Raw genomic sequence first — 14382 nt, 5'->3', positions numbered from 1 at the left:
TTACAAAGGAAATGGAGGAGGACTCGTATGCAACAGGAACAACAAGCTAATGAGAATCTCGGATCTATTATGGAACCGGAATTTGCCGGAACGGATGCTCAAAAAGTAAAACAAGAAATTCAAAAGGATATAAGCGAAGGACGAGGTGCTATGACCTCTCGAGAGGCGGGGGCAATGCGGGATTAAATCGTTGATTACCATTTGCTTTCGAAAAATAGTGACTAACCTGACCATAGATGAAAAATCTGTGGTCTTCTTATTTTCAATGACTCTCCTTAACCGTTGTGAAAACCGTTACTTATCAAAAATTCGACATCCATCCTTGTCCTTTAAACTACGTCGTTATTTGAATAAGCCTTTATTGAATGAATTTGCGCATCAATTAGCACATTTGCTTTTGCTATAGGCTCGTATCAGTTGCCAAGTTTCCCCCATCCGCATTCTCTATACCAAGCAGAGAGATGCGAAGTGATTAGTAGGTCGGGAACTGACTTGGTAGTGATTCGATTCAGACGTATCAAGTGACGAGCTCGACCGATGCGGAAATAAAGGCGCAACTTGTCATTGATCGCCTTTCCCGACTGTTGAAAGCGATCGGCGTGATTTCGTTTGGCTCGGTTGAATAGCATCCCGAGAATATAATCTTTATCTGTTAAAATGTGTTAAAATAAATCAAAAAACAGCAACTCCTGTTTTTAATGAAGCGACATCACCAACCTACGTAGTGAGCCGATAGTGATCAAACGATTATCAAAGAATGTTTAAAAGATATTGCTATCGTGTTCCATGGGCCGGAAAGGGCAAAAAAATAAAAAAGAGTGTGGAATATGAAAAAAATAGTATTGGTTTGTCTTATGATGATGTTGATGCTAGTATCGGCTTGTGGAAATGTTGAAATGACACCAAATCCAAATACTTCTAGTGATCCTAAACCTGCAACGGATGAGTCTATCATTCCAAAAAACACATCCGAATATTGTGATTCAGAAAGTAAAAATTTGGATAGTGAAACCGAAAAAACTTTCTATGGAACTTGGAAAGTGGAGAAGCTTTTAGGATTTGCAAATTCATATAATGATGCTTCTGAATATCCAACAGGGCAAAAATTTATTGGAGATGAAATTATAATCAAGAAAGACTTTTTTTCATCAAAAGGACTAAAAAACTACAAGAAATATCAATATGAACTAAAAGATCCATTATATGAGATTACAGACACATGCTATAACTCTGACTCTTTTTATAGATCATATAAAATAGATATCCCAGACTTACATATAAATGATGTAGTAAAAGCAATAGAGATAAGTGACCCTTCTACAAAACGCAGCATACCTGTAAGTGTAAGTTTTTTTGTTGTTAATAACGATAGGCTTATCTTGTTATCAGAGGCAACTATTTTTGAGCTTAAAAAAATGACTGATTAAATGAATTGTGGCCGTTCTCTGTTAAAGGGTATGCTGGTATTACTTCATTTTCAATTCATTGAACATGAAAAATCCGACGAGATTCATCCAAAGACCTTCGTCCCTCTTCAATCAATTTGTCAGTCTCCGGATTGCCATAGAGTGAATAATTGCCGATCGCTCCTATTGCACTGCTGTGAAACACGTTAAATTGGTTGTAATCAGCATCACCTGTTGCATTGCCCCAGCCACCGATTTACATTTCGTGCTTCCCGTTCGCGAGCGTATCGAGATAAGCTCCGTATTCCATCGTCGTGATTTTCAAATCAACGCCGCCCCCTTTTAGCTGAACTCTTTTTGGTCATGATTATATCCGAATACTTTTGCAGACAAAGAAGAGTTCGCTCGGTTCCCTCCGTTGTTGTACACGCCTGCGATGATCGAATCCTTCTCAATGGCAGAGGCAATCGCTTGCCGAACGCATCGCCTCCCACCCAAAGAAGTAAGGGTAGTTTCATGCACAATACATCCCTTCCCTTACAAGATAACGGAAATCGCCATTTAGGGTACCGCTAGCGACGCACTTTGTCGGCGGTACCCCTGATTCTGATTCCACGTGGGCCGCAGCAGAAAGCAAAAGGCTCCCGACTCTACCTCCTCTTACCATCGTTAGTCAAGCCAACATGGCAGTATCCCATTTACTTTTATGGATCATCTCTCAAATGCTATTTCGTAACGAACCTTACAGGGAGTTAGGTGGGATTACCTTCCTTTGTACATCCCAACCCAATTTCCTACTTACTGTGTTTACGCCCTTACAATGTTTGATACTCTTGCATAGCTTGAATTCGAGGTCTTACCTCAATTTCACTTAGGGGTGATAACTGTGGGCGCTGGTGGAATTTTTGGTGATAACTTCGCATTGATCTTGGTTCTTTTTGTTCTGTTAACAATCGTTGCATGCAGTTGCGATTAACTCTTCAATGGTGAAGGGCAGCTAATTAGCTGCCCTTACTTAATACAAAGATACATATGTTTGCATGAGTAATGCAAATATGCTTACTCAGAGCATCTGGATTCATTCTTCATTTGATCCATACCCGTAATAAAAAAAACCATGTCAGCTCACAAGTACAATTCCATTTCTTTCGGCTCTTATCAGTTGCCAAGTTCCCCCCTTTTGCATTCACTGTATCAGATAGAGAGAAGTGAGGTGTTTGAAATGTCTCGAAGGGCAACTGACATTGTAGTGATCGAGTTCACCCGAAGTAAAGTGGATGGTCGACAAGTACGTACAATAGAAGCAGTTCGTATCATCGGTACTGCGTCACCGTGTAGGGTCGAAGTCGGTAGAGGTGTGGGTCCTGTTCGCCGTTGTTTGTTGAGGAACGGATTCCGTATTGTGATAAAGCATCGGAATGCGATCGTCTTTACACGTAGGACCTAACTTAAGGAATTTACAACGGTATCCGCGCTGGGATACCGTTGTACTTTCATTTTCAGAAATTAGCACTCGGGCAATTCTATGTTCCTGATCATATCAGTGAACATAGAATAATATTGGAACAACCTCAGCAAACTGTCTGCCTACTTGCTTTTTGATTGAAGGACAAGATTCTCATCCGGGAAATTGATTATTGATCATCAGGTTTTCTTATTGTTAATGGTCGCATCATGTCATGGTCTTCATGCTCTAATTTATGACAATGCCATACGTATTTTCCGGCATATGGTTCAAATCGCATGATGATTCGAACCGTTTCTAGCGCGTTGACTGTCACCGTATCTTTTAAGCCAAAATCAGTCGGGAGACGTTCCTTGAGTTTTCCATTACTATCACGGCGGTCGAGGACGAGAAAATTCACTAAGTGGAGATGAATGGGATGGCCACTTTCCGTTTTATTTTCCAGTTCCCATATTTCAACCGAATCAAGCAATGGTGTTTCTGTCACAGGAGCATCCCACTCTTTTCCATCTAACAAAAGCATAGGACGTCCATATTTATCCTGTGTCTCCGTTAGGGTCAAATGTCTTACCTTTTTGACCTCTGTGAGTGGTATAGGATCAATCTTACTTAAAATTGGCGGAACTTGACTGTGGTCATTTTCTTTTAACGGCTTTGTCACTCTGAACGCCATCACATCTCCTATAGGGTTACCTAATTCAAACCGGTTTTGTAAGATGATGGTTTCGCCCGGCTGTTTAGAGAAATCCACTATGATGTCAATCCGCTCAGCAGAACTAACTTGCAGACTTTGTACCTCAATCGGCCGTTCAAGAAGCCCACCATCTGTTCCGATTAAGAAAAAGGACTGAGAATTACTGAATTGAAACAGGTATGCGCGAGAGTTGGACGCGTTAAGTATACGGAATCTGTATTTGCGAGGCTCCACTTCAAAAAAAGGCCAAGCTTTCCCATTCACCACCATTACATCTCCAAAGAAACCGTCAACAATCGATGGAAATGGCAAATCTGGTGGAGGATTGCTGGGCTGGGATGGATAAAACAGAGAACCATCGGTATTAAATGACTTATCCTGAACGATGAGCGGCAGTTCGTATTCCCCCTTCGGAAGTGGAAGCGCCTTCTCTTCTTCATCGCGTATCAAATAAAGACCTGCGAGACCTGCATACACATTTAACCGGGTGATACCGAGGGTATGGTCATGGTACCAAAGAGCAGTCGCTCTTTCACGATTGGAGTATTCATAGGTCTTTGTTACAAATTCTGCTCCTGTTTGCCTGAAATTTCTGGTAAACCATGCCTCAGGGTGTCCATCACTTGCTGGTCTGCTAGAACTGCCGTGTAAATGTACAACGGTTCGAACCTCAGGGGAATCCATAGCCCCATGAATTGTGGTATCGACGGGCAAAAAATGTTTTTTAGGTAATTTATTTTCCCATTTCACGTATATAGGTTGGTCTTTTTCGACTTCTATCGTGGGACCAGGCACTTTCCCCTCATACGCCCACACTTTTGTTTTTGGCAAATTTTTGTGAAATCGATGTCGTGTTTGGACCATGCGTACAACATAAGGGTTATTTTGGGAGTTTTTTCTCGGTTTGATTACCAGGGGAATAGGTAGTTGATCGATAAATTTATTCAATTCCATTTTTTCACTCCTTTCACTCATAAACAGTGAAAACAAAGGTAGATTCATATCTTGATAACGCGGTCGAGATCAAAACAGCACAAATAATGACTAGACAGACGCCGTTCCATAGGAAAGTGACGATACATAGGATGGTGCGGGTGAATGTGATGATAAATAAAAAACAGGGTTTGACCCGATTGACAGGGCGTATCGTTGTGCCCGGTGATCCTGATTACAACCAGGCTCGAATGGAATTCAACAAACGAATTTCCAAATTCCCTCGTGTGATTGTTTTTTGCAAAAGAACACAAGACGTAGTGAATGCAGTTAAATGGGCGAGGGAAAATCGAGTTCCCATTCGTGTGAGAAGCGGACGGCATAGCTATGAAGGATTTTCTGTGATGAATGGTGCGATCGTGATTGATGTTAGTCAGATGAACCGCATCCGGATCGATTCAAAACAGAAGTTGGCCAAAATTCAGACGGGAAACCAATTGCAAAGAGTTTATCGAACACTATGGCAAAAGCGTGTAACGATCCCAGCGGGTACAGCTCCTGATGTCGGGATTGCTGGATTGACCTTAGGGGGTGGAATTGGGCTGTTATCCCGAAAATACGGGTTAACACTGGATAACCTGAAAGAAGTTGAAATGGTTGTTCCCCATGGTCGCTTTGGTGCGAAAATCATCCGGTGCAATGCCCGTGAACACGCAGATTTGTTTTGGGCCTGTCGTGGAGGCGGAGGAGGCAATTTTGGGGTTGCTACATCTTTTACCTTTAAGGTACACCCTATCTCAACGGTAGCCATCTACAGTATCACTTGGAAGTGGAAGGATCTTGAGAAAGTATTCAACGTTTGGCAGAAATGGGCACTATCTGTAGATAACAGGCTTACTTCCACCATTCAAATGTTTTCCAAACAGGTTGGGACCGTGGAATCCACGGGTCAATTTCTCGGGTCGGCAAGTGAACTGCGCAGGATGATCCAACCGCTTCTTCGTGCAAGTACTCCATTGAAAGTACGCGTGAAAACGGTTCCTTTTATAGAGGCTACCAAATTTTTTGCTCAAATTGATATCGGTTTGCTTCCTAAATTTAAAGTTACCGGTGGATACGCTTATCGTGCGGTGCCTAAGGAAGGAATTCGAACGATCAAGCGGTTTCTGGCAAATCCACCCAATAAACATGCCAACGTGGAGTGCCAAAGCTTGGGAGGAGCTGTCGCTCGTGTCTCCCCCACTGCTACAGCCTATGTTCACCGTCACGCCAAAGTGATTTTTGAACTATCAGCAAGGTGGAGATTGAACCAGGAACAGAAGCGGAACATTACGTGGGTAGAAAGCTTTCGTAGAGCCATGACTCCTTTTTTAATCGGAGACTACGTGAATTTTCCTGATCTGGAATTCAAGAATTGGCCAAGGGCATATTACCGGAACAATTTCAACCGACTAACAAAAATAAAACGGAAATACGATCCTTTGAACGTATTTCATTTCCAACAAAGTATTCCACCTGCAAAAAATCGATAGTGTAGATCCTGAGGACGTAATGGGGAAAAAACCACTTCTTAAACTTTGTGGTTTTTTCCCCTTCATAATCATTGGCTGATAGTACTGATCTCTGTACCATTGGTTCTAATGAACAAAGACTCCTTTTTCAAAAACATTCAAATGATTACTTGAATATTATATTGAATCTGGTATGATTTAGTTAATACGACGAAGAAAGTAGGAAACGCGCATGTTTGACTACGACGTTGTGGTCGTCGGTGGAGGGCAGGCTGGCTTATCCATCGGGTACTACCTACAGCAACAAGGGCTACGCTTCATCATCCTGGAGAAACAGAAGCGAGTGGGCACGAGCTGGCGTGAACGCTATGACTCTCTTGTCCTTTTTACCCCCCGAGCGTTCAATGACTTGCCTGGCTTTCCTTTTCCCGGAGACCGAAACGGACTGCCATATAAGGATGAAGTGGCCCACTATTTGGAAGAGTATGCTAGAAATTTTCGCTTACCGATCCTGCTCGACGTTCAGGTGCTACGCGTAGAAAGGGCTTCCTCCGAGGGTTTTCGCGTGCACACCGAGCATCAGGTTATCAACGCGCGTGCGGTAGTCGTGGCAACGGGTCCTTTTCAAGAGCCTTTTTGGCCAGAGATACATAAGAATGCGGGGAAGGAAGTCATTCAGCAGCATACGGCCACCTATCGGAACGCCGAATCCCTTGACTCTGGAACCGTCCTCGTCGTCGGTGGAGGGAATTCCGGTGTCCAGATTGCGGTAGAGCTTGCAGAGAAGCATCCCGTTCTCTTGTCCATGGGGGAGTCACGAACCTTTCTGCCGTTAACCATTTTGGGCAAAACTATTTTTACCTACATGCGGACTTTGGGAATACTGTCAGCTCCCTCCTCTTCCTGGTTCGGAAAGCTTTACCGTTCCATGCCCGACCCTATTTTCGGGTTTCGGAAGGAGATGCGGGCACTGCAGCGTTCAGGCAAACTCAGACTCGCTCCACGGACCGTTTCCATATCCGGGCGCATTGTGACCTTCGCAGACCGTACAACAGCTGAAGTGTCCAATATCATCTGGGCAACCGGTTACCGTCCTCATTATGAGTGGCTCCAGATCCCAGGTGCGTTGGACGACCATGGTCGCCCTGTTCATAACAGAGGGATTTCTCCTGCTCACGGACTCTTTTTTCTCGGTCTCCCCTGGCAATCCAGCCGTCAGTCGGCACTCATGGGAGGAGTCGGACAGGACGCCCGCCATCTCGCAACACATCTCAGTTCTTTTCTTCGAAGGTAATTATTGGTTTGGGAGGAATCGGTATGGGTCACCATCATCACCATGATCATGACCACGGACATGGTCACCACCATCACGGCAGAGGTGCAAGCAAACGCGCCCTGTTCACTTCTCTTTTGATCATCACCTTGTTTTTGATCGTAGAAATCATTGGGGGCTTTCTCACCAACAGCTTGGCGTTGCTATCCGATGCCGGACATATGCTGAGCGATGCTTCCGCTCTTTTGCTAAGCCTGATTGCCCTGCATTTCGCCTCTCGTCCTCCGTCTGCCCAAAAAACCTTTGGCATGCATCGCTTTGAAATATTGGCTGCGCTCATCAACGGGGTGACACTCGTCGTCATCTCCCTGATTATTCTGTGGGAGGCGTACGAGCGACTGCTGAATCCGCCAAAGGTCGCAAGCGGAACCATGATCGTGATTGCCACGATCGGACTGTTGGCAAACATCGCTGCCGCCTTTGTCCTCATGCGCGGCGATTACAAGGAAAATATGAATGTCCGCAGTGCCTACCTCCACGTACTTGGCGACATGCTGGGGTCTATCGGAGCCATTCTCGGGGGAATTTTGATGTGGGCCTTTGGCTGGTACATCGCCGACCCGCTGATCAGCGTCATCGTGGCCATCCTCATCATGCTCAGTGCTTGGCGGGTGACAAAGGAATCGGTCCATATCTTGCTGGAGGGAGCACCCAGTCGACTGGATACCACTCTCATTTCTGAAAAGCTGAAACAGCTAAGTGGGGTGACCGCTGTGCACGATCTGCACGTATGGACGGTTACTTCCGGATTTGAATCCTTAACCTGCCATCTCATCGTGGAGGATCACTTGCCCAGCTACCCGATTCTCACCAAGGCTCTTGCGCTTTTGGAGCAGGAGTTTGGCATCACCCATGCGACGATTCAGATCGAAAATTCAACTGTTCAGCACGACAGCCTCCACTGTCAGGAAGGAACTGAAACGAAGTCCGGTCACAGTCACGATCATTCCCATGACCAGCCTTGCCATGATCACGAGCACTAGCCAGAAACGTACAAAAACCATCTCCCATTGCGTGCGGAGATGGTTTTTGTGCGTTTCAGTAATTAATCTTCCATCGTAGACAGGTCGCCTGTCGGTAAGCCCAGCTCCCACGCCTTCAAGACGCGGCGCATGATTTTGCCGGAGCGTGTCTTCGGCAGCTTGTCACGGAATTCAATCTCACGCGGAGCAGCATGTGCAGCCAAGCCTTCCTTGACGAATTTCCGGATCTCTTCCATCAGTTCGTCAGTCGGCTCATAGCCAGCGCGCAAGGCGATAAAGGCTTTGATGATTTCTCCCCGAACAGGATCCGGCTTGCCGATGACACCCGCCTCTGCTACTGCAGGATGCTCGACCAGCTTGCTTTCCACCTCAAACGGACCGACGCGCTCCCCAGACGTATTGATGACATCATCGATACGACCCTGGAACCAGAAGTAGCCTTCTTCATCCTTGTAGGCAGAGTCACCAGATACGTACCAGCCTGGAATGTGGAAGTATTCTTGATACTTCGCAGGATTGTTCCAGATCTGTCTCATCATGGCAGGCCAGCCCACTTTTACCGCCAGGTTCCCCATGCGGTTAGGCGGCAGCTCGTTGCCTTGGTCATCAATGATGGAAGCATAGACGCCCGGAATCGGTTTGCCCATGGAGCCAGGCTTGATGTCCATGCTCTTGTAGTTACAAATCAACTGTCCACCGGTCTCCGTCATCCACCACGTATCGTGAATGCGATGCTGGAAGACACGCATTCCCCAGTAAACGACCTCTGGATTGAGCGGTTCCCCTACGCTCAGGATGTGGCGCAGATTCGAGAAGTCGTATTTCTTGACGAGCTCATCCCCTGCTCCCATCAGCATGCGGAAAGATGTCGGGGCACTGTACCAGACGCTCACTTTATATTTTTCGACGGTTTCGTACCACGATTCAGGCGTAAAACGGCCACCTCGCACTACGTTTGTAACCCCATTCAGCCAAGGAGCAAAGATTCCGTAAGCAGTGCCCGTCACCCAACCTGGGTCGGCCGTGCACCAGTAGATGTCGTCGTCTTGCAGGTCCAGCACCCATTTTCCTGTCTGGTAGTGCTGAATCATAGCGTTGTGTACGTGCAGGACGCCTTTTGGTTTGCCTGTCGAGCCGGAAGTATAGTGAAGAATCATGCCGTCTTCGCGGTCCACCCACTCGATTTCAAAGTCAGAGGAGGCTTCCGCCATCGCCGCTTCAAAGCTGATCTGACCTTCTGGCAATTCCTCTTTCGCTCCCACGACGATCACGTGCTTGAGTGCTGGCAATTCAGAGACGGGAATGCGCGGCAGCAGGGCTGGGGTCGTCACGATGGCCACCGCTTCGCTGTTTTCCAGACGGTCGCGTACCGCAGCTTCCATGAATGCCTCAAACAGAGGTCCTACGATGGCCCCTACCTTCAGTGTCCCTAAAACGCTTACATAAAGCTCTGGGGTACGAGGCATGAAGACGAAAACGCGGTCTCCCTTGGCGATTCCCAATCCGCGCAAGATATTCCCGAACTTGTTGGACAGCTCGCTCAGCTGTGCATACGTATAGCTCTCATCACGAGTCAAATCGCTGTATATCAATGCGGTTTTATCTTTTCGATCCGTCAGTACGTGACGGTCAATTGCTTCATATGCCACATTTACCTTGCCCGTTTCATGCCAGGTAAACTGTTTCTCCACTTCAGCCCAATCAAAGTTAGCGTAGACTTCGTCGTAATTGTTCAGGTTGAACCGACCATCCGTCGCCGGAATTTTTTCCACGTTCATACTTTCACTCTCCTAGACTCCAATGGATTCTTTTTCATTCAACTTTCATAATATTTCTGCACCTTTTCGGAAATTCCTCCTGCCAATAACCTACTTATTCGGAGCAGGATTAAATCTAGTATAATGGGCAGTACTCACATCAAAGAAGGAGATGGCACATGGAAATGTTATGGCTGATCCTTGCAATTGCGATTGCCTTGCTTTTCATTCGCGCTTACCGCAATACATTTGATGTTCATACCAATTATGTATCCATTCCGTTACAGCCCTCACGCCGACTGCCAGATCCTGCTCATATCGAGCCGCTCTCGATCTTGCACCTGTCTGATTTGCATATGGAAAATCTGTCTGTGCAAGCTTCCAAAATCGTCAATGATTTCTCTGACTGCTCCCCTGATCTGATTGCGATTACCGGTGATCTTTTGGATCGCCACAAAAATATTCCGAAGGCGGTTCAATACGTGGAAACGATCATGTCTCTGAAGCCGGCTCTCGGTACGTACGTGGTCTTGGGCAATCACGATTACGTGTTGTCGCCGTCCAAGCTCGCTTTGCTGAAAACAGAGCTTGTGCGAATCGGCTGCCGAGTACTCATCAATCAGCACGAGACTATTTTCCACGCCGGCCAGGAATGGCACATTATCGGGGTAGACAACTTCTCCACGGGGCACAGCCAGTTGAAAAAGGCCTTTCAAAACGTGCCTGACACAGGCGCACGCCTGGTGCTCACTCACGATCCCAATGTCGTGCTGCACATGAAAGACTTTCCGTACGATTACCTGCTATCCGGTCATTTTCACGGTGGACAGATTCACTGGCCACGGCCTTTCCATCTCGCAAAAATGGGGAAGCTGCCCAAGCTGAACATGGTCAAAGGCCTGCATCGGGTTGACGGCCGTCCGTTTTACATCAGCGAAGGCTTGGGACAGACCGGCCTGAATGTCCGTCTGCGCTCACGGCCGGAGATGACGCTGCACACGCTTGCCGGCACCGCCTTTCTGAAGCACGGGCAAGCAGGAATATCCACCTCCCTGCAGGAAGCATCTGCCACACTCGCGCTTGACTAATGTATAATGGAAGTATTTCTCAGGTGTGTGACGGAGGCATTGACATGGAACAATGGATGAATCACACTGATCGCATTCGGCGGGAAACCGACCTGCCGATTGTGTACATGAAGACCTCTCAAACAGAAGCCGAGCAGATCGTTCTCGAGCAGGAGCAGAAAGGCTGGGAGCTCGTAGCAAGGGCCGAAGACAACGAGATGGTCTCCCTCGTATTCATCGAGAGCGCCTCTTGGCATCCTTCCGCCCGTGCCTTGCTCGCCCTTTTTTTCTCTCCGAAGCCGCCCAAATCCGAGGTACCCCTCACGTCTCAAGTCTCAGCATGGCTGCTGAGCATCTCCACAGGCTCCCATTTGCTGCCTCCTCCCTCTCGCTTGGAGCAGCTATGGGCCTGGCGTGAAAAGCGAGCCGTCTTTCTGATCGAACGCTGTCGGCCGGATAGCAAACTGGAATGGAGTTCCTTGCAGCCGCTGCTTCACGACTTTTTTAAAGGGGAGAATCCCTCTCTTACGTTTATTCCTCTAGGGTCTCTCTATTATTTGCTGCTCGTACCCCTCTCCATGCTGGGAAATCAATGCGATCCCGAAGAGCATCTGGAATGGGCATCCGGTCTCCATGATCTCATAGCCACGGAACGCATGGAGCATGTTCGCCTCACGGTTGCATTGCCAATTTCTACACCGCTTTCGTTAGAAAAATCATTTCGGCAGCTGCTGACCTTATCCCAAGCCCTGACGCAATTTTGTCCACGTGTCATGGTCGCTGGCAGCTGGCAATATCCGCTGGAGCAATGGGCCATCTCTTTACCCGCCGACACTGCTCGCCAAATCGCCAAAAGCCTCCAGGCATCGATTACGGCTTCTGCCCTGAATGAGGAGCAGATTGAAACGCTAGAGACCCTCTTTCGCTGTCAACTGAATATCAGCGATACGGCTCGACAGCTTTTTTTGCATCGAAATACCCTCTTGTATCGGCTGGACAAGCTGACGGAGCAAACGGGTCTGGACCCCAGACAGTTTTCCCACGCCGTCCTGTTGAAGCAGCTCCTTCTCTTTCGGTAAATTGACCAAACAATTCGTGCAATTTGACCGTGGTCCCCTCCTTGCGCGCTTGGTAACATGAGATCCATACATCTTTGCGATCACTTCCCTTCACTTTGCCCTGGAGGTGCCAAAGAAAATGGCCAAAGTAACACTCAACCACATCTATAAAAATTATGGAAACAACGTCACGGCGGTGAACGACTTTCATCTCGAAATACAGGACCGTGAGTTTCTGGTCCTGGTAGGCCCATCGGGATGCGGCAAATCGACGACCTTACGGATGATCGCCGGTTTGGAAGAAATCTCAGAAGGCGACATGTACATCGGCGACAAACGGGTGAACGACGTCGCTCCCAAAGACCGGGATATCGCCATGGTATTCCAAAGCTATGCCCTCTACCCCCATATGAACGTCTATGAAAACATGGCGTTCGGCCTGAAATTGCGCAAGTTTGCCAAAGCAGAGATCGAACAGCGCATTCAGGAAGCGGCCCGCATTCTGGATATTTCTCACTTGCTTGATCGGAAGCCCAAAGCATTGTCAGGGGGTCAGCGTCAGCGTGTCGCTCTCGGCCGCGCGATCGTGCGTGAGCCTCAAGTATTCCTCATGGATGAGCCCCTCTCCAACCTCGATGCCAAGCTGCGCGTGCAGATGCGCACCGAAATATTGAAGCTGCACCAGCGCTTGAACACGACCATCATCTACGTGACGCACGATCAGACTGAGGCGATGACGATGGGCGACCGCATCGTCGTCATGAAAGACGGGCTGATCCAGCAAGTGGCGACACCGACTGAGATTTACAATCACCCGCTGAACCTGTTTGTGGCGAGCTTTATCGGCTCTCCCGCCATGAACTTTGTAAAAGGGAACGTGAAGGAGCTGGAAGGCAAAGTCGTATTTGAAAGCGACCAGATTCACGTCACCTTCCCTGAAGACAAGGCCAAACAGCTTCGAAATTCGGGATACGTGGGCAAACCCGTCACTTTTGGCATCCGCCCTGAAGATCTGTACAGTGACGCCCAGTTCATGGAAGCCAATCCATTTGAGAGCTTCCTAACAGCCCAGGTCGATGTCGTGGAAAACATGGGCTCTGAGCTGTACGTTTACTTCCATAATATTGGCAATACCCAAATGGTCGCTCGCGTAGATGCCCGAGAAGGCCTGAAGCCCCGTATGAGTGTGAAATTAGGAATGGATTTGTCCAAATGTCACGTATTTGACAGCGAGACGGAACTGGCTGTATTCTAATAGCAAAGTGAAAAGGAATGTCTTTTCCCGACATTCCTTTTTCTATTTTGCCTGCAAAAATGTGGATGAGCGGTAAGTGGCGCTGATCCTTCGATACTACAGAGAAAGAGTGGAGAGGAAAAGAGAAATGGCGTACAAAATTGTCTTTTTTGACATCGATGGAACCCTGCTGAATACCAGGCACGTCATTCCTGCCGCAACAGTAGAAGCCGTCCAGCGTTTGAAGCAAAACGGCGTACAAATCGCGATCGCTACCGGACGTTCCCCTTACCATCTGTCCCCTATCGCCCAAGAGCTCGGCATCGATACCTTTGTCAGCTTCAACGGCTCCTACGTGGTGAGCAAGGGAAACGTCATTCACCATACGCCCTTTGAAATGGCGACATTGGCGAAATTGGAGAGCATGGCGGATGGTAATCAGCATCCGATGGTATTCCTTAGCGCAGACAGCTGCTACGCGAATGTCGAGGACCATCCGCACGTGATCGAATCGTTTGACTCTTTGCGCTTGCCGGCACCTTTGCACCGTCATCGCTATTGGGAGGAAGCCCCCATTTACCAAGCCTTCCTCTATTGCAATGCACAGGAGCAAGATCCGTACGTCGGACGCTTTCATGAAGTCTCTTACGTTCGTTGGCACGAGCACGTGCTGGACGTATTGCCGGAGGGCGGATCCAAAGCCCGCGGCATCGAGGCGGCTCTGCGTCATTTCGGGTTCAGCCCCGACGAAGCAGTCGCTTTTGGAGACGGCCTGAATGACAAGGAAATGCTTTCGTACGTCGGGATGGGAGTGGCAATGGGGAATGCGCATGAAGAGCTGAAGCCGCTGGCGAACCGCATCACCCGTCATGTTGATGATGACGGCATACATCATGGTTTATTACAACTTGGTCTGATCTAGAAAGGATGTAGGTTTTCGC

General features: G+C 47.8%; 13 protein-coding genes. 10 read left to right on the top strand and 3 right to left on the bottom strand.

Features of this window, described 5'->3' with window-relative positions; all coding sequences use genetic code 11:
• Nucleotides 1-27: 27 nt before the first annotated feature.
• Together JNE38_RS11190 and JNE38_RS11185 are read left to right on the top strand one after the other, a co-directional pair.
• The gene (locus JNE38_RS11190) at nt 28-186 is read left to right on the top strand and encodes a hypothetical protein (protein WP_203356614.1); all 159 of its coding nucleotides are present in this window, start codon (nt 28-30) and stop codon (nt 184-186) included.
• Between the two features lie 641 nt (nt 187-827).
• Nucleotides 828-1427, top strand: coding sequence for a hypothetical protein (locus JNE38_RS11185; RefSeq protein ID WP_203356613.1), 600 nt, complete (start codon nt 828-830; stop codon nt 1425-1427).
• Between the two features lie 321 nt (nt 1428-1748).
• On the opposite strand, the gene JNE38_RS31140 is transcribed toward JNE38_RS11185, so the two are convergent.
• On the bottom strand, nt 1749-1928 hold the full coding sequence (locus tag JNE38_RS31140; RefSeq protein WP_203356612.1) for a hypothetical protein: 180 nt from the start codon (nt 1926-1928) through the stop codon (nt 1749-1751).
• A gap of 355 nt (nt 1929-2283) precedes the next feature.
• Between JNE38_RS31140 and JNE38_RS11175 the strand changes: the two genes are divergently transcribed.
• Entirely contained in the window at nt 2284-2382 is a 99-nt protein-coding gene (locus JNE38_RS11175; RefSeq protein WP_203356611.1) for a YjcZ family sporulation protein, read from the top strand.
• A gap of 658 nt (nt 2383-3040) precedes the next feature.
• Here JNE38_RS11175 and JNE38_RS11170 read toward each other — a convergent pair.
• Complete coding sequence (locus JNE38_RS11170) at nt 3041-4519, bottom strand: multicopper oxidase family protein (RefSeq protein ID WP_203356610.1); 1479 nt, start codon at nt 4517-4519, stop codon at nt 3041-3043.
• Between the two features lie 149 nt (nt 4520-4668).
• On the opposite strand from JNE38_RS11170, the gene JNE38_RS11165 reads away from it, so the two are divergent.
• The 3 genes from JNE38_RS11165 (at nt 4669) to JNE38_RS11155 (ending at nt 8325) form a co-directional block, all read left to right on the top strand.
• A complete protein-coding gene (locus tag JNE38_RS11165; RefSeq protein WP_203357510.1) occupies nt 4669-6030 on the top strand; it encodes an FAD-binding oxidoreductase in 1362 nt (453 codons plus the stop codon).
• A 211-nt stretch (nt 6031-6241) separates the two neighbouring features.
• On the top strand, nt 6242-7303 hold the full coding sequence (locus tag JNE38_RS11160) for a flavin-containing monooxygenase (RefSeq protein ID WP_203356609.1): 1062 nt from the start codon (nt 6242-6244) through the stop codon (nt 7301-7303).
• Between the two features lie 23 nt (nt 7304-7326).
• Nucleotides 7327-8325, top strand: a complete 999-nt coding sequence (locus JNE38_RS11155) for a cation diffusion facilitator family transporter (RefSeq protein ID WP_203356608.1) — start codon at nt 7327-7329, stop codon at nt 8323-8325.
• 62 nt (nt 8326-8387) lie between these two features.
• On the opposite strand, the gene acsA is transcribed toward JNE38_RS11155, so the two are convergent.
• Nucleotides 8388-10103 (bottom strand): acetate--CoA ligase, encoded by a 1716-nt coding sequence (gene acsA / locus JNE38_RS11150; RefSeq protein ID WP_203356607.1) that lies wholly within the window; start codon nt 10101-10103, stop codon nt 8388-8390.
• Nucleotides 10104-10267: 164 nt separating this feature from the next.
• Between acsA and JNE38_RS11145 the strand changes: the two genes are divergently transcribed.
• From JNE38_RS11145 to JNE38_RS11130, 4 genes are all read left to right on the top strand, one after another.
• Entirely contained in the window at nt 10268-11170 is a 903-nt protein-coding gene (locus JNE38_RS11145) for a metallophosphoesterase (protein ID WP_203357509.1), read from the top strand.
• Between the two features lie 44 nt (nt 11171-11214).
• Nucleotides 11215-12228 carry a PucR family transcriptional regulator gene (locus JNE38_RS11140; protein WP_203356606.1) on the top strand — a complete coding sequence of 338 codons (1014 nt, stop codon included), beginning with the start codon at nt 11215-11217 and terminating at the stop codon, nt 12226-12228.
• 118 nt (nt 12229-12346) lie between these two features.
• A complete protein-coding gene (locus JNE38_RS11135) occupies nt 12347-13462 on the top strand; it encodes an ABC transporter ATP-binding protein (RefSeq protein ID WP_203356605.1) in 1116 nt (371 codons plus the stop codon).
• A gap of 127 nt (nt 13463-13589) precedes the next feature.
• On the top strand, nt 13590-14363 hold the full coding sequence (locus tag JNE38_RS11130; protein WP_203356604.1) for a Cof-type HAD-IIB family hydrolase: 774 nt from the start codon (nt 13590-13592) through the stop codon (nt 14361-14363).
• Nucleotides 14364-14382 lie beyond the last annotated feature (19 nt).

This window comes from Brevibacillus choshinensis (assembly GCF_016811915.1).
Taxonomy (GTDB): domain Bacteria; phylum Bacillota; class Bacilli; order Brevibacillales; family Brevibacillaceae; genus Brevibacillus; species Brevibacillus choshinensis_A.
Note: the sequence above shows the minus strand (reverse complement) of the source record. Positions and strands in the feature narration are given on the sequence as shown.

Coding starts and splice junctions, on each gene's coding strand:
- JNE38_RS11130 (WP_203356604.1), top strand. CDS start 13,590: ATGGCGTACAAAATTGTCTTTTTTGACATCGATGGAACCCTGCTGAAT.
- JNE38_RS11190 (WP_203356614.1), top strand. CDS start 28: ATGCAACAGGAACAACAAGCTAATGAGAATCTCGGATCTATTATGGAA.
- JNE38_RS11160 (WP_203356609.1), top strand. CDS start 6,242: ATGTTTGACTACGACGTTGTGGTCGTCGGTGGAGGGCAGGCTGGCTTA.
- JNE38_RS11145 (WP_203357509.1), top strand. CDS start 10,268: ATGTTATGGCTGATCCTTGCAATTGCGATTGCCTTGCTTTTCATTCGC.
- JNE38_RS11155 (WP_203356608.1), top strand. CDS start 7,327: ATGGGTCACCATCATCACCATGATCATGACCACGGACATGGTCACCAC.
- JNE38_RS11140 (WP_203356606.1), top strand. CDS start 11,215: ATGGAACAATGGATGAATCACACTGATCGCATTCGGCGGGAAACCGAC.
- JNE38_RS11185 (WP_203356613.1), top strand. CDS start 828: ATGAAAAAAATAGTATTGGTTTGTCTTATGATGATGTTGATGCTAGTA.
- JNE38_RS11135 (WP_203356605.1), top strand. CDS start 12,347: ATGGCCAAAGTAACACTCAACCACATCTATAAAAATTATGGAAACAAC.
- acsA (WP_203356607.1), bottom strand. CDS start 10,103: ATGAACGTGGAAAAAATTCCGGCGACGGATGGTCGGTTCAACCTGAAC.
- JNE38_RS11170 (WP_203356610.1), bottom strand. CDS start 4,519: ATGGAATTGAATAAATTTATCGATCAACTACCTATTCCCCTGGTAATC.
- JNE38_RS11165 (WP_203357510.1), top strand. CDS start 4,669: ATGATAAATAAAAAACAGGGTTTGACCCGATTGACAGGGCGTATCGTT.